Origin of the sequence: Sphingomonas sp. 22R3R2A-7, from assembly GCF_036856055.1 — a bacterium.
Taxonomy (GTDB): Bacteria; Pseudomonadota; Alphaproteobacteria; order Sphingomonadales; family Sphingomonadaceae; genus Sphingomonas.
In genome coordinates this window covers 1405926-1430285 of record NZ_JASPFR010000001.1, presented here as the reverse complement: position 1 = coordinate 1430285, position 24360 = coordinate 1405926, and the positions used below count along the sequence as shown (strand labels likewise).

The following is a 24360-nucleotide window of genomic DNA, read 5'->3' as shown; positions in this document are numbered from 1 at the left end:
GGCGACCCGAGTATACAACGATCCGTGTCTTAGAACTTGGCTTCAAACCCGGCGTACATGAACCGGCCGACATTCTCGTAGATGCCCTGGGCTCCCGTCGTGCCGGTGAGGTCGTAGGGCGGCTGGCGATCAAAGACGTTGTCCATGCCGGCGTAGAAGCGGAACTTTTCGTTCACGTCCGCGCCAATCCGGACGTTGTGATAGGTCACGTCGGGATAGAAGACGAACGGGAACGCATCCGGATCACGAGCAGGACGGCCCTGAACCGAGTTCTGCGTTTCATACTCCGCGGCGACCGTCTGCTTGCCGATATAGCGCATGTTGTAGTTCAGATCGAACACGCCGAAATCCACGTTCGTCGTGAACGACCCGGACCATTCGGGGTCACCGACCTCGAACTTCTGCTGGTCGATGAAGGTCGGCGTATTGATATCCGTGTAGTTGTCGCGATTGATCAGATAGCTGACGATGCCGCGCACCGTTACCTTGGCGCCACCGATATCACGGCTGTAGCTCAGGTCGGCGTCGATACCGGAGGTCTTTTGCTTCGCGAAATTGAAGGGACCCGAAAGGAACGACTGACCCGTTGCCGGGAACGACACCTGTACGCCGCCATTGGTGACGCCGGTCTGGCCAGCGAAGGTACCATTGGGGTTGCGCGTGAGCGCGGCGCAATACTGGTTGTTGATGCCGCTCGGGCTGTCATAGCACTGGTTGATGATCGTCTGCGGCGCGAGCGCAAAGATCACGTTGTCGATCGTGATGTTATAATAATCGACGGACAGCGTTAGGCCTGGGATTGCGCTGGGCTGAAGGATGAAACCGCCAGTAAAGCTGTCGGCCGTTTCCTCGCGCAGGTTCTGGTTGCTGCCGTTCAGACCACTGATGCCCGCCGTGGGGACATTGGTGAAAGGTTCGGTAATGCCGTTGAAGGTCTGCGTCGTCGGAACACCCGCGGCGGCGCAATTGGCCGTGCGGTTGGGATTGTTGCGGATGTTGTTCTGGCTGCAGGGGTCGACCAGACCGTTGAGGAATGTCTGGCTCGGGGCCGCGAACAGATCCGACTGGGTGGGCGCACGCACCGCGCGAGCATAGCTGCCGCGGAAGCGGACGTCGCGGATCGGCGACCAGGTGAGACCCGCGTTATAGGTGTAAACGGTTCCGGTCTGGCCGATGTTGTAATTCGAGATACGACCCGCGCCATCGATCGTCAGTTCGTTGAAGAACGGAACGTCCTTCAACAGCGGGATACGGATCTCGCCGAAAGCTTCCTTCACCACCTGCGCGGGCGGATCGAAGACCGGAATGGCGTTGAGGAATGTCGCGCCGCTCCGCGTGACCTCGTCAAATGCCGAATAGGCGGTCTCACGCCGATATTCGCCACCGATCGAGAAGGCGACCGGACCGCCCGGAAGCTCGAACAATTGCGACAGGTCGCCCGATACGAATGCCGTCGCATCGTACTGGTCGGCTTTCTGTCGGCGGCTGGAATTCACCACAAAGTAGTTCAACGCCTCTGCGCTGGGCGCGCCAAGCCCGAACAGGTTCACAGGGACGCAGCTCGCGTCGTCATTGCCCGTGATGCCGTCGGCGTTGATGCCGCAAACGATGTTGCCGGCGGCGTTACGAACCGCGTTTTGCGAGTTGCGAAACCGCTCGACATTCACGTTGCCGCGCGTCGTGTAGAATGTATCGAGATGCCCGTAGTTGAACGACGCTTCGTAGCGCCAGTCGGTGTTGAACGTGCCCTCGACGCCAGCGACGATCCGATAGGTTTCCCGCCGATGATTTTCGCCTCGTGCGCCGAAGTCGACATTGATCCGCTGCGCCGTGAACGACGTCGCGCCGGGTGCCAGCGTCTGCGCCAGGACCGAGCGTGCCTGATCCGTCAGGAACGGGTTGTTGACGCTGTAGAGCGCGGGCAGTGTGCCCTGAAGAAAGGTCGGCTGACCCTCCTGAATGGCATCGATACGAACATATTTTGCTTCGACGAAAGGACGGAACGCGTCGGAGACGTCATAATGCGCCAGGACGTTCGCCGAATAGCGCTTCACGCCCGGCTGAAGCTGGCCGGTCAAACGCTGCGTCGAACCGAGCCCGCCAATGGCATTGCCCGAACCAAATGGTCGGAAGTCCTTGACGACGTTGTTCGGGACGAGGTTCCCGCCGTTATCGAAGACGAAGACGCGGCCGAGTGCTGCACCCGTGTTGCTGGTTTCGCCGGTGCAATTGAACGCGCGTCGCGCTGCGTTGGCGGCATCGCCCGCCACGGCCGTCGGGCAGGCCGACGTTATCGCGCCGCCCTCGGAGATCGCGATGTTGCGTACGTTTGTCAGGAAGGTCGTGTCGGGAACGCCGTTGCCGCTGCCCGGTTCGTTGAGCACGTTTTCGGTCAGGTTGAACTGACGACGCCCGTCGCTGTACCGCCGCCGGTCGGTAAAATAGAGAGGATCATTCTGGCTGTATTCGAGCGACGCCGCGATGTTGCCGCGATCATCCGCGAAATTCTTTCCGCCCGTTATGCTGCCGAAGTAGGAAGGCCGATCGCCGCGGGGCGTGATGCCGCTCTGCCCGCGTATGCGCAGACCGTCATAGTTGCGCTTCAGGACGAAGTTGACGGCGCCTGCGACGGCATCCGACCCGTAAACTGCGGAATTACCGCCCGTGACGACGTCGACGCGTTCGATCAGGTCGACGGGAATCGTGTTGATGTCGACATTTGCGTTGCCAGGCGTCGTCGTGACGTGACGACGGCCGTTGACCACCACGAGCGTTCGATTGGTGCCCAGGCCGCGAAGATCCAGGATGCTTACGCCTGCGGTACCGATGTTACGCGTCGAGTTGGAGCCGCTGAACGTCGCGCGCAACGCGGGCAGCTTGTTCAGCGTGTCGCCAAGCGAGACGTCGCCGGTCTGCGTCAGTTCCTGCGCGCTAAGCGACGTAATCGGTGATGCCGAGTCCAGGTTTGGGCGCACGATACGCGATCCCGTCACGACGATGACATCGTCCGCAGGCGCCGCCGCGGCCTCTTCCGCGACTTGTGTGCCTGTCTCCATCACGGTGCCGTCGGTGGCGGACGGTGCTGTCTGTGCCTGTACTGCTGCTGGCAACAGCACGCCGGATGCGAGGATGGTCGCCGTAAGAAAATTGCGCACTTTTAACAATTATGGTCCCCTTTGGTCGGCATTTTTGCCGCTAGGGGATCACAAAACGCCAAAAATGCGTTTGGGTGCAAGGCCGAAGGCGGCGAAACGATAGGAACGGGACAGGTTTGGTTTTCAATTGTGACAAAAACGTCACGATTCCGTCATGTTCGTTTCACCTTCGTCGATTTGGCTTAGTCGATTATCGCTCGAGACACATGGCGATGCCCATGCCGCCGCCGATGCACAGCGTCGCGAGACCCTTCCTGGCATCGCGCTTGAGCATTTCGTAGATCAGCGTGGTCAGCACGCGTGCGCCGCTTGCGCCGATCGGATGACCGATCGCGATCGCGCCACCGTTGACGTTCACCTTGTCCGCGTCCCAGCCAAGCTCCTTGCCGACCGAGAGCGCCTGCGCGGCGAACGCCTCATTGGCTTCGATCAGGTCGAGGTCGCCGATCTGCCAACCGGCCTTCTCGAGCGCGCGCCGGGTGGCGGGGACCGGACCGATCCCCATGACCGAGGGGTCGACCCCGCCGACGCCCAGCTCCGGATCGTCGCCAGAGACGGGCGTGCCGCGGCGTTCGGCCTCGTCGCGGCGCATCATCACCAGCGCGGCCGCACCGTCGTTCAGGCCGCTCGCATTCGCCGCGGTCACGGTGCCGTCCTTCTTGAACGCGGGCCGCACCCCGAAACGCTTTCGATCGTCGCGCCTGCGCGGATATATTCGTCGTCGGACACCACGACGTCGCCCTTGCGACCCTTGATCGTCACCGGCGCGATCTCGTCGGCGAAGCGCCCGGAACTGCGCGCAGCCTCCGCCTTGTTCTGTGAGCCGACCGAAAAGGCGTCCTGGTCACCGCGTGTGACCTGATATTGCTCGGCAAGATTTTCGGCCGTGATGCCCATGTGATAGCCGTTGAAGACGTCGGTCAGGCCGTCGCTCACCATCGTGTCGACGAGGCTGAGATTGCCCATCTTCTGGCCGCCGCGGATCGACTGCGCATGCGCGGAAAGCGACATCGATTCCTGTCCGCCGGCGACGACGATCGTCGCATCGCCGGTCTGGATCGCCTGGCACGCGAGCGCCACCGCGCGCAGACCCGAGCCGCAGACCTGATTAACGCCCCATGCCGGGACCTCTTTCGGGACCCCCGCCGCCATCGATGCCTGGCGCGCCGGGTTCTGGCCCTGCGCGGCGGTCAGCACCTGCCCAAGGATCACTTCGGACACGTCGGCACCTGCGACGCCTGCCTGTTCGAGCGCGGCCTCGATCGCGATCCGGCCGAGCTCGTGCGCCGGTACCGCGGCGAACGCGCCAAGGAAACTGCCAACGGGGGTGCGCTTGGCCGCGGTGATGACGATGTCGTTCGGGCTGCTGGTCATGACGGGTCCTTTCGTTTTGTTTTATGTAGGCGCCTCGAGCGCGCCAATCCAGTTCGCCAATGGCTCCCAGAGCTGATCGCGCGCCTTGCTCCCCACGATCATCCCGACATGCCCCGCAGCGACGTCGCGGCGGTCGCGTAGCCCCGCTGCGGTAGCGGCAGGCACGATCGCATCGTTCCGCGAGACGAACTCGACGGCGGGGCAGGACAGCGCGGCAGGATCGATACGGCGGTTGCCGATGCGCCACAGGCCGCGTCCCGGGAGATCGGCGGCGATCATATCCTCGAACAACGCTGCGGCGGCGGCGCGCGGCAGCGGTGCACCGCCATTGGCCCAGTCCTCGAGCCGGACGAACGCGCGCGCCGCGTCGCTGTCGGGGACGAGATCGGCAAAGGCCGCGTATTTGGCGATCGTCTGCGCCGGCGCGAGCCGCCAGAACCCGCTTTGCAGCACCTCCATCGGCAGGAGGTCGAGCGCCTTTGCAAAGGGTTTGGCCGCGCGCCACAGCCTCGCCATGTCGGCGCGTGCGGGGGCGCCATATCCTGCAAAATGCCATGGTGCGGCGATCGTGGCGAGCCCGGCCAGGGGCATCGCTGTGGCTGCTGCCATCGCGAGCGTCCCGCCCAGGCAATAGCCCACCACGACCGGCGGCGTCGCGAAACGCCGCAGCAGCGGCACGAGCAGCTGCTCGACATGCGCGGTCAGGTCGAGATGACTATCCGCATCGCCCGGATTTCCCCAATCGACGAGGCAAGCCTGCCACCCTCGGCCTGCCAGCCATTGCATGAGCGACGTCTGTTCGGACAGGTCGAGGATTGCCGCGGGGTTGATGAGCGATGGGACGACGACGATCGTCGGTTTCCCCGCCGACGGGTCGCCATAGCTCCGCAGCGTCACCCGCCCCACCGCGTCGAGCACCGGGCGGGCGGGCATCGGCGCGGCGCGGGGTGCCGACTGGAATGCCCTAAGGCCCGCGAGCGCGGCAGCCCGTGTCGCCGCCGATGCTGCGGTTTCGCTGCGCAGCATTTTGAGGAACAGGGGCAGCGGGCGTGGACCATGTTGCGGCGCAATGTCAAAGCGCGTAGCGTTCGGTCTAGTCACGTGGAGGGGCTGCATATGAAGAAGCAAGGCACGGTAGACGGGCTTGTCGTCATCAAGAAGTACGCCAACAGGCGACTGTATAATACCGAGACGTCATCGTACATCACGCTGGAGCATCTCGCGACGATGACGCGCGAAGGGCGCGACTTCAAGGTCGTCGATGCCAAAACCGATGAGGATATCACGCACAACGTCCTCACGCAGATCATCATGGAGGAAGAAAGCCGCGGCGAGACGATGTTGCCCGTCAATTTTCTCCGTCAGCTTATCTCGATGTACGGCGACTCCATGCAGAAGATGGTGCCGGGGTATCTCGAGGCTTCGATGGACAGTTTCCGTCGGAATCAGGAACAGTTCAAGTCTGCGGTCGAGGGTGCGTTTGCACATTCGCCGTTCGCCGACATCGCCAAGCGCAACATCGCGATGTTCGATGTTGCCGCTCAGGCGTTCGCACCCGCAAACGGCGCTGCCGCGCCGGGTGCGCCAGGGACCAAGCCCGCAGCGAGCAAGGACGACGAGATCGCTGCGCTGCGGTCGGAACTCGCCAATCTCCAGGACAAGGTCGAGAAGCTCGGATCCTGACATGGCGATGGGTCTGTGGGCAGCGAGTGGCGGGTGTGCCGCGCTCGCCGTGGCGGCCGGGCTGGGCGCGCGCCGCCGCCGCTTGCGGCGCGATCCCGATGCGGTCGGCTGGATCGACTGGCCGACCGTTCAGATGGTTGCGCTCATCGGCCTGGCCGTCACGGTGGGGCTGATCTTCAAACGATAGCGCGCGATGGCTGTCGCGCGGTCGGGCCAGATGCTGCGCCCGACGCCAGCGCTTGCTCGACGCGCGCGCCATCGCTGTCTAGACGATGCGGCAACGACAGGGGATTCAGCATGGACGCGTTGGTGAGCACCGAGTGGTTGGCGAACGAACTGGGCGCGCCCGATCTGCGGATCGTCGACGCGACCTATGCCGAGGGACGCGATGCAGCCGCGGAATATTCCGCAGCGCATATTCCAGGCGCGGTGTTCCTGAACCTTGCCGCATTGCGAGATACGGCCAGCGACTTGCCGAACATGCTGCCCTCGGCCGAGAAATTCGGCGCCCTTATGCAGGCGCTCGGGATCGGCGATGGCGATCGCATCGTCATTTACGACACGTCGCCCTGGCATACGTCAGCGCGTGCCTGGTTCATGCTGCGGCTGTTCGGCGCGCGCGACGTCGCGATTCTCGATGGCGGGCTCGCCAAATGGCGCGCGGAGTCACGCGATGTCGAGGCGGGCATCCCGGCACCGCGAGCGGCCCGCTTTACGGTCACCGAAGACCGAAGCGGGGTACGCAGCCTCGGCCAGATCAGGGCAAATCTCGATGGTGGCGGGGATCAGATACTCGATGCGCGGTCCGCGGCGCGGTTCACCGGCGCCGAGGGCGATCCGCGACCGGGCACGGCGGCCGGCCATATTCCCGGATCGGCCAACCTGCCGCAAACCGCGTTGTTCAACGCCGACGGCAGCTGGAAGACGGGGGACGCGTTGCGCGCGGCCTTCGACAGCGCGGGGGTGGACCTTGGCAAACCGATCGTCACGACATGCGGGTCGGGGATCACCGCCGCGGTGCTCGTCTTCGGCGCGCATCTGCTCGGCCACGATGCTGCGCTATATGATGGCAGCTGGTCGGAATGGGGCGGCGACCCCACGACGCCCAAGGCGGTGAGCCGCGACGGGGGCGACCAGTGAGCGACACGGACAAGCGCGTCGGCGACGCCACGAAGGTCGTGCTGGCGGGGCGCCGCGCCGAATGGACACGCGGCGTCGGCGAGGGGGCGATCGTCAGCCCGCCCGTGTGGCGCGCATCGACGATCCTGTACGACTCGGTCGCGCACCTGCGCGACAGTGCGACGCGCGACACGCACCACAGGCTCTTTTACGGGCGCAAGGGCACGCCGACGCAATGGAGCCTTGCCGACGCGCTGACCTCGCTCGAGCCGGGCGCGGAGGGGACCTTCCTCTATTGCTCGGGTGTCGCCGCGATTGCTGCGGCGTTGCTGTCCGTGCTGTCGCCGGGCGACGAACTCCTGCTGGTGGACAGCGCCTATGATCCGACGCGCGGGATGGCGAACGGGCTGCTCAAGCGGTTCGGCATCACCACGCGCTTTTACGACCCGCTGATCGGCGCGGGGATCGCCGACCTCATTGGCGACAGGACCCGGGCGATCTTCATGGAAAGCCCCGGTTCGCTGACGTTCGAGGTGCAGGACGTCCCCGCGATCGTCGCGGCGGCGCGCGCGCGCGGCGTCACGACATTGCTCGACAACACATGGGCGACACCGCTGTTTTTCCCGGCGATCCAGCACGGTGTCGACCTGACGATCCTTGCGGGGACCAAATATGTCGTCGGTCATTCGGACGTCATGCTCGGGTCGGTAACCGCGGGCGCGGGTCATTTCGCACGGCTTCGCGAGACGAGCTTCCAGCTCGGGCAGGTCGCGAGCCCCGACGACTGCTGGCTCGGCAGTCGGGGGCTGCGAACGATGGCGGTCCGTCTCGCGCAGCATCAGTCGAGTGCGCTCCGAATCGCGGCGTGGCTTCGTTCGCGTCCCGAGGTTGCGCAGGTCCTGCACCCCGCGCTTCCCGACTGTCCCGGACACGCGATCTTCGCGCGTGACTTCAAGGGATCGAGCGGACTCTTCTCGTTCGCGTTGAACGGCGGGAGCGACGTTGCCCGCGCCGCGTTGATCGACACGCTGCAATTGTTCGGGATCGGCTACAGCTGGGGCGGATTCGAAAGCCTTGCCATCCCCGTGGATCCGCACCGCTATCGCAGCGTCACGCGGCGCGAGGCGGCAGGCCCGATGGTTCGTCTGCAGATCGGCCTCGAAGACCCCGACGACCTGATCGCAGACCTCGACGCCGGCCTTGCCGCGTACCGTCAGGCGCTGGCCTAGGCGATTGGAGCCTCGTGCGAGCGGGGTGCGCCCATCAGAGCCGGGGACGCGATATAATATGATAAACTAAGGTAGAGTGTGGTGATTGCGCAACATATGCGCGTCAATGCTGGGCCGTACGCAATATACCTTGTGCGCCGCACCATGCGCTGTCACAGATTGGTCACCGCAGGAAAGACCAGGCTCGGAGGCTTCGCCTCGATAGACATGGCGTCCGCGGTTGCAGGCGGGGACATCGACTTCCGGTTTCGAAAGGGAAACGATGCGCTTCTCCACTCTTCTCCTCGGCGGCGTTGCGCTGGCCGCCGCCACGCCCGTCTTTGCCCAGGACACCGCGCCGCCAAAGCCGGTGACCGTGTCTGGCTCGGTCGGTCTCGTCAGCGATTACCGCTTTCGCGGCGTATCGCAGTCGGACGAAAATCTGGCCGTACAGGGCGGCATCACGATCGCGCATGAAAGCGGGATCTACATCGGCACTTGGGGGTCCAACCTCTCGGGCTGGGGTACGTTCGGCGGTGCCAACATGGAGCTCGACCTGATCGCGGGGTACAAGGTTCCCGTCGGCGGCGGCGCGCTCGACGTCGGTGCGACCTGGTACATGTATCCCGCCGGGTTCGACAATACCGACTTCATCGAGCCTTATGCCAAGCTGTCGGGCACCGTCGGCCCCGTCGCACTGCTCGCCGGCGTCGCTTACGCGCCCAAGCAGCAGGCGCTTGGTCCCTGGTACACGAACGGCACCTCGGCGGCGAACGGCGTCTACGACCGGGTCAATGCCAAGGATGACAACCTCTATCTCTGGGGCGATGTCAGCAGCGGTATTCCGGACACCGGGCTGACCGTGAAGGCGCATGTCGGCTATTCGAACGGCAACAAGGGCCTTGGCCCGTTCGCGACCAGCGTGTCGCCGACCGGCGAGTATTTCGACTGGCTGTTCGGCGCCGACTATGTGATCCCGACGACCCCGCTGACGCTCGGCGTGGCCTATGTCGATACCGACATCGGCAAGGGCGAATCCGCCTATCTCCAGCCGAGCTTCAGTCGTGGCCAGGACGGTGTCGGCTCGATCGCCGGGGGCAAGGTCGTCGTATCGCTCACCGCGGCGTTCTGAATGCACGACCACGCATAAGGTACGTCGCGCCCCCTCATAGCGGCACCCCGTCGTCGGATGGGGTGTTCCGCGGGGGCGGGGGCGGTCGCTCTGGCAAGTAACCCTCGTCTTGCGGGGTGACCGACCAGTGCGATTGCACGGGACGCCGGACACATGAAAAGGGCGGCTCCTCGCGGGGCCGCCCTTTTTCACGTGTGCCGGTATGTCCCGATCAGTTTGCCGAAGCGCGTGCGTCCTGACCGTCACCCTCGGGCGCAGCGACGATGTCGCGGGTCGTCGAACCCTTGTCGACCACCGTCGTGCCCGGATCGCCTGCGGTCGAACGGATGCCGGGGTCGGCATTGTTCTGCCCCGCCTCGCCGATGACGCCGGCTTCGGCGGCACTGCGCGCTGCCGTGCCGCCGAACAGCGCGTCGAGCGTCTGTGCGTTGGCGGCGGTATCCTGCGGGCGCGCGGCGCCCGGCTGCGGCGGGACCAGCGCGAAGTCGGGCGGGATCACGAGGGGCGCCTGACGCGCGACCGCGAACTCGTCCGGGCGCGCGCGATCGAGGCTCTTGCCGGCGCCGCAACCGGACAGCAACACGACGCTCGCCAGACCGGCAGCCAGGGGCACAAACTTACGCATGGGAATTCTCCACAGGGGGCTTCTCGCGCACGAGCAGCGCCCGGACAAGCAGGACGAGCACGCCGACAGTAATCGCTGCATCGGCGACATTGAAGACCAAAAACGGACGCCATTCGCCGATATGCAGATCGGCGAAATCGACGACATAACCGAGCCGGATCCGGTCGAGGATATTGCCGACCGCGCCGCCGAGCACGAAGCCGAGCGCGATCTGATCGGCGGGGTTCTTCTCGCGCGTCATCCACACCGCGACGCCGACCGAAATCGCACCCGTCAGCAGCACCAGCGCCCAGCGCGTCAGGTGGCCGTCGGCGGGCAGCAGCCCGAGCGAGATGCCGATATTGGGCACGAACCGCAGGTCGAAGAACGAGGTGATCGTCCGCGCATCGCCGAGCGAGATCGATCCCGAGCGGCTTCGTCACCGCCCATTTGCTGAGCTGGTCGGCGAGGAAGAGGACGATCGCGGCTGCAAAGCCGGCCTTGGGCAGGTTACGCATGCGCCACGACCTCTTCGCAACGATCGCACAGCTCGCCATCGACCGTCACCTCGGGGAGGTGGCGCCAGCAGCGGCCGCACTTGTGGAAGTCGGTGCGCGTCACGGTGACCGCGTCGCCCGGCGTGACCTTGGCGACGATAAACGCCTCGGCCAGCGCATCGGCGTCGAGCAGCATTGCAGGAACGGTGACTTCGGCCTCAAGGCTGGAGCGAACCGTCTTCTCGCGGCGCAGCGGCTCGATCGCCTCGGTAACGGCGACGCGGAGGTCGCGGATCTTGCGCCATTTGCTGCCGATCACGTCGTCCGCGTCGAGCGACGGGAGCGACGGCCATTCAAGATAGTGCACCGAGCTGTCATCGCTCGGAAAGCGGGCCTGCCAGACTTCTTCCGTGGTGAAGCACAGCACCGGTGCTGCGTAGCGGACCAGCGCGTGGAACAACACGTCCAGCACCGTGCGGTATGACCGGCGCTTGATGTCGGTCGGCGCGTCGCAATAGAGCGAATCCTTGCGGATATCGAAGAAGAACGCGGACAGATCCTCGTTCGCGAAGTCGGTCAGCAGGCGCGTGTAGCGGTTGAACTCATACGCCTCGGCGGCCTGGCGCAGTTCGGTGTCGATCATGCCGAGGCGGTGGAGCACGTAGCGCTCGAGCTCGGGCATGTCGGAGACCGCGACGCGCTCCGACTCGTCGAAGTCTTCGAGCGCGCCGAGCATGTAGCGGAACGTGTTGCGCAGCTTGCGATATGCGTCGGAGGCGGTGGCGAGCACCTCCTTGCCGATCTTCACGTCGTCGAAATAGTCGGTGGAAGCGACCCACATGCGCAGGATGTCCGCGCCGCTCTCGCCGATGATCTTGAGCGGATCGACGACGTTGCCGAGGCTCTTCGACATCTTCCGCCCCTGGCCGTCGAGCGCGAAGCCGTGCGTGAGGACCGCGTCGTACGGCGCGCGACCACGCGTGCCGCAGCTTTCGAGCAAGCTCGACTGGAACCAGCCGCGATGCTGGTCCGAGCCTTCGAGATAGAGATTCGCGCGGGTGCCTTCGCCGTAACGCGCCTCGACGGTGAAGGCGTGCGTGCAGCCCGAATCGAACCAGACGTCGAGGATGTCCTTCACGACCTCATAATCGGCGAGCGCGTAGTCGGGGCCGAGCAGCGCCTGGTGGTCGTCGGCATACCAGGCGTCCGCGCCGTTCTGGCGGAAGGCTTCGACGATGCGCGCGTTGACCGCGGGGTCGTTGAGATACTGGCCCGTGGCGCGGTTGACGAACAATGCGATCGGGACACCCCAGGCGCGCTGGCGCGAGATGACCCAGTCGGGGCGGCCCTGCACCATCGACGTGATCCGGTTTTCCGCACGCGCGGGGATCCAGCTGGTCGCGGCGATCGCGTCGAGCGCGATTTCGCGGAGCGTGGCGCCGTTGCCGTCTTGCTCCCTCTCCCCGTCGGGGAGAGGGCTGGGGTGAGGGGCCGTTCCGGGCGCAGCGCTGCTTGGCTGCCCCTCACCCCGACCCTCTCCCCGGAGGGGAGAGGGAGGCGTGGCCGCATCCATCGGGATGAACCATTGCGGCGTCGCACGGAAGATCACCTTGGCCTTCGAGCGCCACGAATGCGGGTAGCTGTGCTTGAAGTCGTCGCTCGCCGCGAGCAGCGCGCCGGCCGCGCGCAGGTCGCTGCAGATCGGGCCGTCGGCGGCCACGAACTTCTTGTTGATGACCGACCCTTGCCCGCCGAGCCAGGCCCAGTCGGCACGGTACATGCCTGCGCCGTCGATCGCGAAGACCGGATCGATGCCATATTGCTTGCAGAGCTCGAAATCGTCCTCGCCGTGGTCCGGCGCCATGTGGACGAGCCCGGTGCCCGCGTCGGTCGTGACGAACTCGCCGGGGAGGAACGGGCGCGGCTTTGCGAAGAAGCCGCCGAGTGCGTGCATCGGGTGGCGTGCGGTGGCGCCTTCGAGTTGCGAGCCCTTGCCTTCCCAGAAGATGCCAGCGGTTGCGCCGGTATCTTCAAGATCAACAGGTTTGAACCGTTGGATAAATGTCTGAACCAGCGCTTCTGCGACCAAGAAAGTTCGATCATCTTCATGGCTGATCTTCACGGCTACGTAGTTGATCTCAGGCCCATAGCTCAGCGCCTGATTCACCGGGATCGTCCACGGCGTCGTCGTCCAGATCACCGCATGCGCGCCGACCAGTTCTGGCGCGTTCGGCGCATCGACGATCTCGAACGCGACGTCGATCTGGGTTGAGACGATGTCCTCATACTCGACCTCGGCCTCGGCGAGCGCGGTCTTTTCGACCGGCGACCACATTACGGGCTTGGCACCACGGTAGAGCTGGCCGCTTTCGGCGAACTTGAGCAGTTCGCCGACGATCGTCGCCTCGGCGTCGTACTTCATCGTGAGGTACGGATCGGCCCAGTCGCCCATCACGCCGAGACGCTCGAACTCGCCCTTCTGCACGGCGACCCATTTTTCGGCATAGGCGCGGCATTCGGCGCGGAACTGGTCGACGGGGACGTCGTCCTTGTTGAGCTTCTTCGCGCGATACGCTTCCTCGACCTTCCACTCGATCGGCAGGCCGTGGCAGTCCCAGCCGGGGACATAGGGCGCGTCCTTGCCCATCAGCGATTGCGAGCGGACGATGATGTCCTTCAGCACCTTGTTCATGGCGTGACCCATGTGGATGTCGCCGTTCGCGTACGGCGGGCCGTCGTGCAGGATGAACCGCTCGCGCCCGAGCCGCTGTTCGCGCAGCCGGTCGTAAATGCCGAGTTTCGCCCAGCGCTTGAGGATCGCCGGCTCCTTGGCGGCGAGGCCCGCCTTCATCGGGAAGTCGGTCTTCGGCAGGAAGACGGTGTCGCGGTAATCGCGGGCGGGCGCAGGAGTATCGGTCATAAGTGGGCCGGGCTGTAGCCGAGCGGAGGACACGTTGCCATCCCCCTCCAGCGCGGCTTGCGGCTTCGATGCCTAGCGCAGAATCGCCCGTGCCCGCGCGCAATCGGCATCCATCTGCGCGATCAGCGGGTCGAGGCCGTCGAACTTCGCCTCCGGGCGGAGATATTCGATCAGCGAGACCTCGATGCGGCGGCCGTACAGGTCTTCGGCGAAATCGAAGAAATGCGGCTCGAGCAATTCCTTGGGCGGATCGAAGCTCGGGCGGATGCCGAGATTGGCGGCGCCCTTCAGGACGCGACCGTCCTCCAGCTGCCCGGTCACCGCATAGATCCCGTAGGCGGGACGCAGATACTTGCCCATGTCGATGTTCGCAGTCGGATAGCCGATCGTGCGGCCGAGCTTGTCGCCGTGCTGCACCACGCCCTCGATCGCGAACGGGCGGGTGAGCAGCCGCGTCGCGGTCGCCATGTCGCCGGCGCGCAGCGCCTCGCGGATCCGGGTCGAGGACACCGTCTCGCCATCCAGCGCGACCGCGCCGACGGTTTCCGCGCGGAATCCGTGGACCGGGCCGCGCGCGGCGAGCGTGTGGACGGTGCCGCTCTTGGCATGGCCGAAGGTGAAGTCCTCGCCCGTCACCACGCCGCCGATCCGCAGATTGCGTTCGAGCCGGTCGGCGACGAACTGCTCGGCGGTCAGCGCGGCGAGATCGCCGTCGAAATGGAACACCACCATCGCATCGGCGCCTGCGTCTGCGAACAGCCGCTCGCGCTGGTCGAGCGTGGTGAGGCGGAAGGGGGCGTAGCGGGACGGAAATGGCGGACCGGATGCGGGTCGAATGTCGCGACCAGCGCGGGGCGACCCTCGGCCTTCGCCCACGCGATCGCGCGCGCGACCACCGCCTGGTGACCGAGATGGAATCCGTCGAAATTACCCAGCGCCACGATCCCGTCCGCCAGATACGAAGGGATGGATGCGCCACCGTCGAGCCGTTGCATGGACGGGTCAGTACCCAGACGCCGCGGAGGACGATAGTCCCTCCTTACGCTTGCCCGCCCGCGCCGCCTTTGCGGGACAACAGTCTTCAGCGGCGGGTGAGCGTGACGAAGCTGAAGGGTGGGCGCTGCTTTTCGCCGGGGTGATCCTCGCGCGCGATCTCGCGCCAGCCGTCGAACGCGGGGACGATCGCGTCGCCTTCGGGCTCGGCGTGCACTTCGGTGAGTTCGATCCGGTCGGCATGGGGGAGCAACTGCGCATAGATCTGCGCGCCGCCGATGACCGCGACCTCGTCGCCCGCGATCGCGAGCGCTTCGTCGATCGAGTGCGCAACCTCCGCGCCGTCGGCGTGCCAGTGGCCGCGCGTGAGGACGATGTGGCGGCGGCCGGGGAGGGGCTGCGGAAGCTCTCGAACGTCTTGCGCCCCATCACCATCGGCTTGCCCATCGTCAGCGCCTTGAAGCGCTTGAGATCGGCGGGGAGCCGCCAGGGGAGCTGGCCGTCGCGGCCGATGACACCGTTGCTGGCGCGGGCGAGGTAGAAGGTGATCATGCGGCTATCATGCCGGATCGGGGGCTGGGGGCTACTTCCGCGTGTGGGGAGGCAGCCCGGCCCTTAACTCCTCCCCGGCGGAGGCCGGGGCCCAATTGGGGAACGTCGATGACGAGCGCGGCGCTCCGTTACTTCGACCTTGCCAATTGGGCCCCGGCCTTCGCCGGGGTGGTGAAACAGGGATCAGTTCGGGGCGTGTTCCTTGACGTACGCCTCGGGGTCCTTCTCGACGACCTTCACGCCGTTCAGGTGGTTCGCCTCGAACGCCGCGAACCGGACGCCGAGCTCATGCCGCTCTTCGAGCGTCGCATGCTTGCGGAAGTCGGTCAGGCCCTGTCGCTCTTCCTCGGCGAGGTGATCGCTGTTGGCCTTGTTGCATTCGCCGACCGCCTCGAACCACGCGTCCGAGCCGACCGGGTGCTTGTCGACCGCCTCGCCGGTCTCGCGGATGTCGTTGTGATCCTCGATCGCGTCCTCGGTCTCCTCGGCCGCCGAGTCGGCGTCGTTGCCGCCGGTGCCGATCTTCATGAGGCGCGGGTAGAAGAAGCGCTCTTCCGCCTCGGCATGCGCGTCGAGCAGGTTCTTGAGGCGCGTCCACAGCGCCGACAGCGCCTCGGTGTCCTTGGCGTCGATGCTGTCGATCTGCGCGAACAGTGCACGCTGCTGCGCGTGTTCGTCGAGGATGAGCTGGGTGATGTCCATGATAGGCCTTCCGAATAGGTTCGGACGGTCAACCGGGTATGACGCTGCGAGTTCCTATTGCGATTCGCTATCGGTTCAGACGGCTACGGGCGCCTTGATGTGCGGCTGCGCGACATAGTCGTGGAGCACGAAATCCTCATACTCGTACGCGTCGATCGAGTCCGGCTTGCGCACGATCTCGAGTCGCGGGAGCGGGCCGGGGTCGCGGCTCAGTTGCAGTCGTGCCTGCTTGAGATGGTTCGCATAGAGGTGGCAATCGCCGCCGGTCCAGATGAACTCGCCGACCTCGAGCCCGCATTGCTGCGCGAGGATATGCGTGAGCAGCGCGTAGCTGGCGATGTTGAACGGCACGCCGAGGAAGATGTCGCCCGAGCGCTGGTACAATTGCAGCGAAAGCTTGCCGTTCGCGACATGCGTCTGGAACAGGCAGTGGCACGGCGCGAGCGCCATCGCGTGCAGGTCGCCCGGATTCCACGCGCTGACGATCTGGCGGCGCGAGGCGGGGTTGGTCCTGATCTGGTCGATCAGCTCGGCGATCTGGTCGATGTGGCGGCCGTCGGCAGTCGCCCAGTCACGCCACTGCTTGCCATAGACCGGGCCGAGATCGCCGTTCTCGTTCGCCCATTCGTCCCAGATCGCGACTTTCCGCTCCTGCAGCCAGCGGACGTTGGTGTCGCCGCGCAGGAACCACAAAAGCTCGACGATGATCGAGCGGAGGTGGAGCTTCTTGGTGGTGAGCACGGGGAAGCCCGCGGCGAGATCGAAGCGCATCTGCGCGCCGAAGACGCTCAGCGTGCCGGTGCCGGTGCGGTCCATCGTCTCGACGCCGGTCGAGAGCACGCGGTCCATGAGGTCGAGATACTGGCGCATGGCGGCGGGCGTAGTCGGGTGCGCGCCCGGGCTCAAGGGAATGTCGTTGGCGTGCGTTTGTCGGGTGACGAGGCGTTGCGTGACGGTCGGGACAGGCTGAGGTCGCCGGCATCCTGACGAAAGTCAGGATCCAGGGTTAGGACCGTGCCGCCTGTGGCTCTGGATCCTGACCTTCGTCAGGATGACGGAAGGGGGAGCCGCGCCGTCACGACGACGGGCAGCGCGTCAGCGCAGCCGACAGGCGCGGATCGCGTCCGGGGCAGGGCGCGGGCCCGTCGCGCGGAAGGTGGCGATGTAGCCGCCCGCCGAGGGCATGGCGTCGGTATCGACCTCGGTATAGCCGACCGCGGCGAATTCACACTTCAACAGCGCAGGGGGTGCCGTGGTTCTGCGTCTGGCGGTCGGCATCGACGACGACGACCAGCCCGTCCGGCTTCAGCGATGGCCGGAGCCGCCAGAGGAATTCATAGGGCTGCTCGATCTCGTGGTACATGTGCACCATCAGCACGCGGTCGAAACTCGCTTCGGGCAGTTTCGCGTCGTTCGGCTCGCCGAGCTTCACGCTGACATTGGCCAGATCCTCGCGCGCGACGCGTTCCGCCAGCTGGTCGCGGACGTTGGCGACGATGTCCTCCGCCAGCACACGGCCTTCCTTGCCGACGCGCGCGGCCATGCGGATCGTGTAATAGCCCTCGCCCGCGCCGATGTCGGCGACGGTCATGCCCTTGCGGATGTCGGCCTTGTTCATGACCTCGCCGGCTTCGTTCAGCCGATCGCGTGCCTCTTCGTTGGACCAGCGCGACGACACGATCGACGCGACCGGACGGTCGGCGGCGGGGAACACGGGTTCCTTCGGCTCGCGCTTGATCAGCGGCTTGCTACCGTCGCAGGCCGCAAGCAGGAACACCGGCGACAGCATCAGGACGAGGGCATCCCTCAGCGTCAATCGACGTCCTCCACCTCGACAGCCTCGCCGGTCACGCGCTGCGACAGCGCCGCCGCCATGAACAGCTCGAGATCGCCGTCGAGCACGTCCGAGGGACTGGTCGAGACGACGCCCGTGCGCAGGTCCTTCACCATCTGGTACGGCTGCAGCACGTAGGACCGGATCTGGTGACCCCAGCCGATATCGGTCTTGCCCGCATTCTCGGCATTGGCGGCGGCCTCACGGATCGCCAGTTCGCGCTCGTACAGACGCGCGCGGAGCTGATTATACGCCTCGGCCTTGTTCTTGTGCTGCGACCGCTGGTTCTGGCACTGCACGACGATGCCGGTCGGGATGTGCGTGATGCGCACCGCCGAATCGGTCGTGTTGATGTGCTGCCCGCCCGCTCCGCTCGCGCGGTACGTGTCGATGCGCAGATCGCTTTCGTTGTACTCGACCTCGATATTGTCGTCGACGACCGGATAGACCCAGACGCTGGCGAACGAGGTGTGGCGACGCGCGGCCGAGTCGTAGGGGCTGATCCGGACGAGGCGGTGGACGCCGCTCTCGGTCTTGGCATAGCCGTACGCGTTCTCGCCCTTGAGCAGCAGCGTGGCGGACTTGATCCCCGCCTGCTCGCCCGAATGCTGGTCGATCAGTTCGACCTTCAGCCCGTGGCGTTCGCCCCAGCGCGAATACATCCGGCTGAGCATGCCCGCCCAGTCCTGGCTCTCGGTGCCGCCGGCGCCGGCGTTCACCTCGATATAGGTGTCGTTGCCATCGGCCTCGCCCGCGAGCAGCGCCTTGATCTTGTCCTTGTCGGCGCGCGCGGCAAGTTCGGCGAGCGCGGCGACGCCGTCCGCCTCCATCGCGGTGTCGCCCTCGGCCTCGGCCATCTCGATCAGCTCGGACGTGTCCGCCAGCTCGCTCTCGATCGCGCGAGTCGCACCGATCGCCTCGTCGAGGCGACGACGCTCGCGCATCACCTCCTGCGCGGCCTTGGGATCGGACCAGAGCGCCTGATCCTCGACGCGCGCGTTCAGCTCGTCGAGACGACGCAGCGCGCGGTCCCAGTCGAGGAAGCGGCGCAGCAAGGCCAGCGCGTCTTTGATGGTGTCTACGTGAGCCTGCGCTTCGGCGCGCATGGGTATTCTCCGGTCTTCGTCATGCCAGCGAATGCTGGCATCTCCTGCGGCGAGGAGTGTCCTCCCTTACCACGAGATCCCGGCTTTCGCCGGAATGACGGATTGATGTGCGATGACGTCTATATAAGCGCGCTAGTAGATTCCGCCTTCTCTTTGCAAGAAATCGCTGTCGCGCGGGGCTTCGGCCTTTTTCACGGCGACCGTCGCGGCAGCGGCCGGGGCGGGGCCTGCACGGCGCGCGGCACGCCGCGGTTCGCTCTCGGGCTTGAACGCCTCCCAGATCACCGCGGGCTTCGGATCGTCGGTGTTGGGCCAGGTCCCATAGACCGGCCGCCCGCTGCCGCGATCGATCCGGACCATGCGGATCCCCGCAGGCGCGCGGAACGGCAGCTTGGGCAGATCCTCATAGGCCTTGACCGCGAACTGCTTGAAGATCGGCGCGGCGAGCGTGCCGCCCTGCGCGGCGCCACCCAGGTTCCGCGGCGTGTCGAAGCCGATATACAGCCCGCCGACGAACTGCGGCGTGCCGCCGATGAACCACACGTCGGTCGGGCCATTGTTGGTCCCGGTCTTGCCGAACATCGGCCGGTCGAGATCGCGCAGCGTCACCGCGGTGCCGCGCTGGACGACGCCTTCGGTGATGTGGACCATCTGGTACGCGGTCATCGCGTCGAGCACCTGGCGCTGGCGCGTGACCGGGCGCGGCATCGGCTTGCCGTCCCAGTCGGGGGCGTTGCAGCGGTCGCAGGCGCGCCAGTTCTCGGGCCAGATCACCTTGCCGTGACGATCCTGGACGAAGTCGATCAGCGACGGCGGCCCGCCCTTGCCGTTGTTCGCGAGGATCGAATAGGCGTTGACCATCCGCCCCACCGTCGTCTCGCCCGCGCCCAGCGCGAACGAGAGATAGGGCGCATAGTCGCCGACGCCCATCTTCTTGATGGTGGCGACGACCTTCGGCATGCCGGTCTGCGCGGCGGTCCGCACGGTCATCAGGTTGCGCGACTGTTCGATGCCCCAGCGCATCGTGTGCGGCCCGGCGCCGCGCGAATTGCCGAAGTTGCGGAAGCATTTCTGCCCGAGCCGTGCGCCCTGATAGACGCAGAACGGCCCGTCGACGATGATCGACGCGGGCGTCATGCCGTTGTCGAGCGCGGCGGAATAGACGATCGGCTTGATCGTCGACCCCGGCTGCCGCATCGCCTGCGTCGCGCGGTTGAACGCCTGCAACCGGTCGTCGAACCCGCCCTGCATCGCCAGCACGCGGCCGCTCGCGGGCTCTTCGACGACGAACGCGCCCGATACCTTGGGGATCGCGCGCAACGCGAAGTCGCCGCCGTCGGGCGCCACCGCGATGATGTCACCCGTCTTGATCGCGCCGAACGCGTTGCCGCCCTTGCCGCGCACCGCCATCTGCGCGGCATAGCGCGGCAGCGTGCCGGTCTTGCCGGTGCGGAAGCCGAGGTTCCAGGCGTTGCCGTCCTTGCCCGTCACGATCGCCGCCACCCAGTCGCGATAGTCGAGCGCGATATTGCTGTTGAGCAACGGCTGGAGCCAGTTGTCATCCTCGATGTCGACATGGCGGATCGGCCCGTTCCAGCCACGCCCGCTGTCGAACCGCACCAGTCCGTCGCGCAGGGCCTGCTGCGCCAGATCCTGCAACCGCGTGTCGAACGAGGTCCGCACCCACAGGCCGCCCGAATAGACGCTGTACGGGCCGTCCTTCGCACTTTCGCCGAACTTGGCCATCAGCTGGCGGCGGACCTCCTCGACGAAATAGCCGCCGACGCTTTCGAACTTGGGCGTCCGGCGCATCACCGTGCCCAGCGGCTGGGCATTGGCTTCGCTGAACTGCGCACGCGTGATGAAGCCGTTCTGCAGCATCCGGTCGAGCACATAGTTGCGCCGGATCATCGCGCGTTCGGCATAGCGTGCCGGATCGTAGTTGGACGGCCCCTTCGGCAGGATCGCCAGATACGCCATTTGCGCGAGGTCGAGCTGGCCCAGATCCTTGTCGAAATAGGCGTGGCTCGCGGCCTCGACCCCGAACGCGTTTCGCCCCAGCGCGATCTGGTTGAGATAGAGCTCGAGGATCTGCTGCTTGGTCAGCGTATCCTCGATCTTGTAGGCCAGCACCGCTTCGCGCAGCTTGCGCGATGGCGAATAGGCATTGCCGATCAACAGGTTCTTGGCAACCTGTTGGGTGATCGTCGATCCACCGCGCGCGCGGCGGCCGCTGCCGATCTTGGACACATAGTCATACACCGCGCCGGCGAGCCCGGGATAATCGACGCCGTGATGCTCGAAGAACGACTTGTCCTCGGCCGCGAGGAACGCGTTGACGAGCATCGGCGGATATTCGGCGAAGCTCAGTTCGACCCGGCGTTCGCGCGCATAGCTGTGGATCGGCGCGCCATCGATGCCGCGCACGTTGGTCGGCAGCGGCGGCTCATAGGTGCGCAGCGTATCGACCGAGGGAAGATCGCGCACCACGATCAGCCAGAAGGCGAAGATCGCGATCAGCCCCGCCCCGAACAGCGCGAGCGCCGCCTTGGTCCAACGGCTGGCCCAGGCGCGTGCGAACCCGCCCCGCAACCTGTCGGTGGTACGGCGGATCGCCGTCGTCGGAGTGGGGGAAGGATCGGACGCCATAAATACTGGCGCCGCATCTAGCAGGTTCGCGAGCGCTTGCCAGCCTTCGGTGCCGCGTGGGTGCTTCGCCATCCAGCCGGGTGTCGCAAACTATCCTCCCCCGCAAGGGGGAGGTGGCAGGCTTTAGCCTGACGGAGGGGGAGGAAAGGGAAACGCCTGCTCCGTGTCCGCCCCCTCCGTCGCCTTCGGCGCCACCTCCCCCTTGCGGGGGAGGATTGTACGGTGCCGATCATCGTCAGGCGGCCACGAACGCTGTCACCGCGCCCATCCTTGTGGCAGCAGGCGCCGATGACCGCGCCGCCGCTTCCGATCCTCGCCGTACTCCCCGACCTGCTCGCCACCTTGCGCGACCGGTCGTCCGCGGTGCTCGTCGCGCCGCCGGGTGCGGGCAAGACCACCGCGGTCGCGCCCGCGCTCCTCGCCGAGCCGTGGTGCACCGGCGAGATCCTGCTGCTGTCGCCGCGGCGTCTGGCCGCGCGGGCGGCGGCCGAGCGGATGGCGGCGACCGCAGGCGAACCCGTCGGGCAGACCTTCGGCTATGCGACGCGCATGGACAGCAAGCGCTCGGCGGCGACGCGCGTGACCGTGATCACGGAGGGCATCTTCGTCGCGCGGATCCAGGCGGACCCAGAACTCGCGGGCGTGTCCGCCGTGCTGTTCGACGAGGTCCATGAGCGCAGTCTCGATGGCGATTTCGGACTGGCGCTCGCCCTCGACGTGCAGGCCGGCTTCCGCCCCGATCTGCGTATCGTCGCGATGTCGGCGACGCTCGACGGTGCACGATTCGCGGCGCTGATGGACCCGGATGCACCGGGCGCGCCGGTGATCGAAAGCGAAGGCCGGAGCTATCCGCTGACGCTGCGGCACATCGGCCGCCAGGCGGAGTTGCGGATCGAGGATTCGGTCGCGTCCGCGATCCGGCGCGCGCTCGGTGAAGCGGAGGGCGGCGTCCTCGCTTTCCTACCGGGCGTCGCGGAGATCGAACGCACCGCCGACCGCCTCGCCAATCTTCCCGACGACATCGTCCTGCACGAGCTTCATGGCAGCCTCGACCCCGCAGCGCAGCGTGCCGCGATCCTTCCCGAACCCGATGGCCGCCGCAAGGTCGTGCTCGCCACCAGCATCGCCGAGACCAGCCTGACGCTCGACGGTATCCGTATCGTCGTCGATTCGGGACTGGCGCGACGCCCGCGCTATGACCGCGCCGCGGGCATGACGCGGCTGGTGACCGAACGCGCGAGCCAGGCCGCGGTCACGCAGCGTGCCGGCCGCGCGGCGCGGCTCGGGCCGGGAACGGCCTATCGCTTGTGGGAAGAGGCAGCCACCGCGGGGCTGCCCCGCTACGATCCTCCCGAGATCCTGGAGGCGGACCTCTCGGCGCTGGTCCTCGCCTGCGCGCTATGGGGCGTCGGCGATCCGCGCGACCTGCGCTGGATCGATCCGCCCCCTGCCGCGGCGATCGACGAGGCGATGGCGCGCCTGACGACGCTCGAGGCGATCGAAGAGGGGCGGCCGACCGCGCATGGCCGCGCGATCGCCAAACTGCCGATGCCGCCGCGGCTGGCGCACATGCTCCTGCGCGCCGCCGACCGCGGCCTGGCCCCCGTCGCGGCGCAGGTAGCGGTCCTGCTGGGCGAGCGCGGCATCGGCGGACAGGATGTCGACCTCGAAACCCGCCTGCGCCGATGGAAAACCGAGCGCGGGCCCAAGGCGCAGGCGGCGCGCGGGATGGCCGAGAGATGGGCGAAACTTGCCCCCCTCCCGCGAGCGGGAGGGGGCCGGGGGTGGGCGCGCGCCGTCCGCGGGGCGCGACGTCGAAATCGGGCGCCCACCCCCAACCCCCTGCCGCAAGCGGGCGGGGGGCAGGCGTCTGCGTCGCGCTGGGCTTCCCCGATCGGGTCGCGCGTCGGCGCGACGCGTCCGGCGAGACATGGGCGTCGGTCGGAGGCCGCGGATTCCGGCTCGATCCCACCGCGCCGCTCGCGCGGTCGGAATGGCTCGCGGTCGCCGATACGCAGGGCTCGGCGGCGGGCGCGCGGATCCTGTCGGCGGTCGCGATCGACCAGTCCACCGTCGAGACGCTGTTCGCCGACCGGATCGAATCGCGTCGTAGCGTGCAGTTCGACTCCACGACCGGCGGAATCCAGGCGCTCCGCGAACGCAGGCTCGGCGCGATCCGCCTGTCGAGTGGCCCCGACAGCGGCGCCGATCCCGAGTCGATCCTCGCCGCGTTGCTCGACGGCGTCCGCGAGCATGGCCTCGGCCAGCTGTCATGGAGCGACGGCGCCCAGGCGCTGCGCGATCGCGCCGCCTATGCCGGCGTGCCGCTCGACGATGCGACGCTGCTCGACCGCATCGACGAATGGCTCGCCCCCTTGCTGGCCGGCAAGCGGCGGCTGGACGCGATTGCCCCGGGCGCGCTCGCCGACGCGCTGCGCAACCTGCTCGGCTGGGATGCGCTGCAGGCCATCAACCGGCTTGCCCCGGCCGATTTCACCAGCCCCGCGGGGAGCACCCACGCGATCGACTATGCCGCGGAAGGCGGTCCGCGCGTCGAGTTGCGCGTGCAGGCGCTGTTCGGTCTCGCGGTCCATCCGGTGATCGGCGAGCAGCGCGTGCCGCTTGTCCTCAGCCTCACATCGCCCGCCGGACGCCCGATCCAGACGACCCGCGATCTGCCCGGTTTCTGGGCGGGCAGCTGGGGCGCGGTCGCCAAGGAGATGCGCGGTCGTTATCCCAAGCATCCCTGGCCCGACGATCCCGCCGCGGCGTCGGCGACACTGCGCACGAAAAAGGCGGATGCAAGGTCGGCCAGTTCGCGATAAGGGGAAC

General features: G+C 66.6%; 13 protein-coding genes and 6 pseudogenes. 6 read left to right on the top strand and 13 right to left on the bottom strand.

Annotation, left to right across the window (positions count from 1 at the left end; all coding sequences use genetic code 11):
- Positions 1 to 29: 29 nt before the first annotated feature.
- From QP165_RS06930 to QP165_RS06920, 3 genes and pseudogenes are all read right to left on the bottom strand, one after another.
- Complete coding sequence (locus QP165_RS06930; RefSeq protein ID WP_333994715.1) at positions 30 to 3155, bottom strand: TonB-dependent receptor domain-containing protein; 3126 nt, start codon at positions 3153 to 3155, stop codon at positions 30 to 32.
- A 190-nt stretch (positions 3156 to 3345) separates the two neighbouring features.
- Positions 3346 to 4529: pseudogene (locus QP165_RS06925) on the bottom strand (acetyl-CoA C-acetyltransferase).
- A gap of 21 nt (positions 4530 to 4550) precedes the next feature.
- Complete coding sequence (locus tag QP165_RS06920) at positions 4551 to 5555, bottom strand: alpha/beta fold hydrolase (RefSeq protein WP_333994713.1); 1005 nt, start codon at positions 5553 to 5555, stop codon at positions 4551 to 4553.
- A 90-nt stretch (positions 5556 to 5645) separates the two neighbouring features.
- Between QP165_RS06920 and phaR the strand changes: the two genes are divergently transcribed.
- The 5 genes from phaR (at position 5646) to QP165_RS06895 (ending at position 9671) form a co-directional block, all read left to right on the top strand.
- Positions 5646 to 6212: a polyhydroxyalkanoate synthesis repressor PhaR gene (gene phaR, locus QP165_RS06915; RefSeq protein ID WP_333994711.1), complete on the top strand. Its 567-nt coding sequence runs from the start codon at positions 5646 to 5648 to the stop codon at positions 6210 to 6212.
- 1 nt (position 6213) lies between these two features.
- Positions 6214 to 6399 (top strand): hypothetical protein, encoded by a 186-nt coding sequence (locus tag QP165_RS06910; protein WP_056016541.1) that lies wholly within the window; start codon positions 6214 to 6216, stop codon positions 6397 to 6399.
- 110 nt (positions 6400 to 6509) lie between these two features.
- Positions 6510 to 7352 carry a 3-mercaptopyruvate sulfurtransferase gene (gene sseA / locus QP165_RS06905; protein ID WP_333994709.1) on the top strand — a complete coding sequence of 281 codons (843 nt, stop codon included), beginning with the start codon at positions 6510 to 6512 and terminating at the stop codon, positions 7350 to 7352.
- Positions 7295 to 8560 carry a cystathionine beta-lyase gene (gene metC, locus QP165_RS06900; protein ID WP_443019269.1) on the top strand — a complete coding sequence of 422 codons (1266 nt, stop codon included), beginning with the start codon at positions 7295 to 7297 and terminating at the stop codon, positions 8558 to 8560. Before sseA ends, metC begins: the two co-directional genes overlap by 58 nt.
- A gap of 262 nt (positions 8561 to 8822) precedes the next feature.
- Positions 8823 to 9671 carry a TorF family putative porin gene (locus tag QP165_RS06895; RefSeq protein ID WP_056016532.1) on the top strand — a complete coding sequence of 283 codons (849 nt, stop codon included), beginning with the start codon at positions 8823 to 8825 and terminating at the stop codon, positions 9669 to 9671.
- Positions 9672 to 9882: 211 nt separating this feature from the next.
- Here the strand turns inward: QP165_RS06895 and QP165_RS06890 are convergent, their stop codons facing one another.
- From QP165_RS06890 to QP165_RS06845, 10 genes and pseudogenes are all read right to left on the bottom strand, one after another.
- Positions 9883 to 10296, bottom strand: a complete 414-nt coding sequence (locus tag QP165_RS06890; protein WP_056016529.1) for a DUF3035 domain-containing protein — start codon at positions 10294 to 10296, stop codon at positions 9883 to 9885.
- A pseudogene (gene lspA, locus QP165_RS06885) lies at positions 10289 to 10793 on the bottom strand (signal peptidase II). The gene QP165_RS06890 and the pseudogene lspA overlap by 8 nt, the downstream one beginning before the upstream one ends.
- Positions 10786 to 13692 carry an isoleucine--tRNA ligase gene (gene ileS, locus QP165_RS06880; RefSeq protein ID WP_333994700.1) on the bottom strand — a complete coding sequence of 969 codons (2907 nt, stop codon included), beginning with the start codon at positions 13690 to 13692 and terminating at the stop codon, positions 10786 to 10788. Before ileS ends, lspA begins: the two are co-directional and overlap by 8 nt.
- Positions 13693 to 13764: 72 nt before the next feature.
- A pseudogene (locus QP165_RS06875) lies at positions 13765 to 14687 on the bottom strand (bifunctional riboflavin kinase/FAD synthetase).
- 86 nt (positions 14688 to 14773) lie between these two features.
- Positions 14774 to 15237 (bottom strand): annotated as a pseudogene (locus QP165_RS06870) (dihydrofolate reductase).
- Positions 15238 to 15420: 183 nt separating this feature from the next.
- On the bottom strand, positions 15421 to 15939 hold the full coding sequence (locus QP165_RS06865; RefSeq protein ID WP_031395906.1) for a hemerythrin domain-containing protein: 519 nt from the start codon (positions 15937 to 15939) through the stop codon (positions 15421 to 15423).
- A 75-nt stretch (positions 15940 to 16014) separates the two neighbouring features.
- Complete coding sequence (locus QP165_RS06860; protein WP_333996966.1) at positions 16015 to 16809, bottom strand: thymidylate synthase; 795 nt, start codon at positions 16807 to 16809, stop codon at positions 16015 to 16017.
- A gap of 225 nt (positions 16810 to 17034) precedes the next feature.
- Positions 17035 to 17728 (bottom strand): annotated as a pseudogene (locus QP165_RS06855) (class I SAM-dependent methyltransferase).
- A 23-nt stretch (positions 17729 to 17751) separates the two neighbouring features.
- On the bottom strand, positions 17752 to 18879 hold the full coding sequence (gene prfB, locus QP165_RS06850) for a peptide chain release factor 2 (RefSeq protein ID WP_056016510.1): 1128 nt from the start codon (positions 18877 to 18879) through the stop codon (positions 17752 to 17754).
- A gap of 132 nt (positions 18880 to 19011) precedes the next feature.
- Positions 19012 to 21528 (bottom strand): penicillin-binding protein 1A, encoded by a 2517-nt coding sequence (locus tag QP165_RS06845; protein WP_443019359.1) that lies wholly within the window; start codon positions 21526 to 21528, stop codon positions 19012 to 19014.
- 288 nt (positions 21529 to 21816) lie between these two features.
- Here QP165_RS06845 and hrpB point away from each other — a divergent pair.
- Positions 21817 to 24353: pseudogene (hrpB, locus tag QP165_RS06840) on the top strand (ATP-dependent helicase HrpB).
- The last annotated feature ends 7 nt before the right edge of the window (positions 24354 to 24360 follow it).

Excerpts from the sequence above, each read along its gene's own strand:
- prfB (WP_056016510.1), bottom strand. The coding sequence starts at position 18,879 with ATGCGCGCCGAAGCGCAGGCTCACGTAGACACCATCAAAGACGCGCTG.
- metC (WP_443019269.1), top strand. The coding sequence starts at position 7,295 with ATGGGGCGGCGACCCCACGACGCCCAAGGCGGTGAGCCGCGACGGGGG.
- QP165_RS06860 (WP_333996966.1), bottom strand. The coding sequence starts at position 16,809 with ATGCGCCAGTATCTCGACCTCATGGACCGCGTGCTCTCGACCGGCGTC.
- QP165_RS06845 (WP_443019359.1), bottom strand. The coding sequence starts at position 21,528 with ATGGCGTCCGATCCTTCCCCCACTCCGACGACGGCGATCCGCCGTACC.
- phaR (WP_333994711.1), top strand. The coding sequence starts at position 5,646 with ATGAAGAAGCAAGGCACGGTAGACGGGCTTGTCGTCATCAAGAAGTAC.
- QP165_RS06895 (WP_056016532.1), top strand. The coding sequence starts at position 8,823 with ATGCGCTTCTCCACTCTTCTCCTCGGCGGCGTTGCGCTGGCCGCCGCC.
- QP165_RS06890 (WP_056016529.1), bottom strand. The coding sequence starts at position 10,296 with ATGCGTAAGTTTGTGCCCCTGGCTGCCGGTCTGGCGAGCGTCGTGTTG.
- QP165_RS06920 (WP_333994713.1), bottom strand. The coding sequence starts at position 5,555 with ATGCTGCGCAGCGAAACCGCAGCATCGGCGGCGACACGGGCTGCCGCG.
- sseA (WP_333994709.1), top strand. The coding sequence starts at position 6,510 with ATGGACGCGTTGGTGAGCACCGAGTGGTTGGCGAACGAACTGGGCGCG.
- QP165_RS06910 (WP_056016541.1), top strand. The coding sequence starts at position 6,214 with ATGGCGATGGGTCTGTGGGCAGCGAGTGGCGGGTGTGCCGCGCTCGCC.
- QP165_RS06865 (WP_031395906.1), bottom strand. The coding sequence starts at position 15,939 with ATGGACATCACCCAGCTCATCCTCGACGAACACGCGCAGCAGCGTGCA.
- ileS (WP_333994700.1), bottom strand. The coding sequence starts at position 13,692 with ATGACCGATACTCCTGCGCCCGCCCGCGATTACCGCGACACCGTCTTC.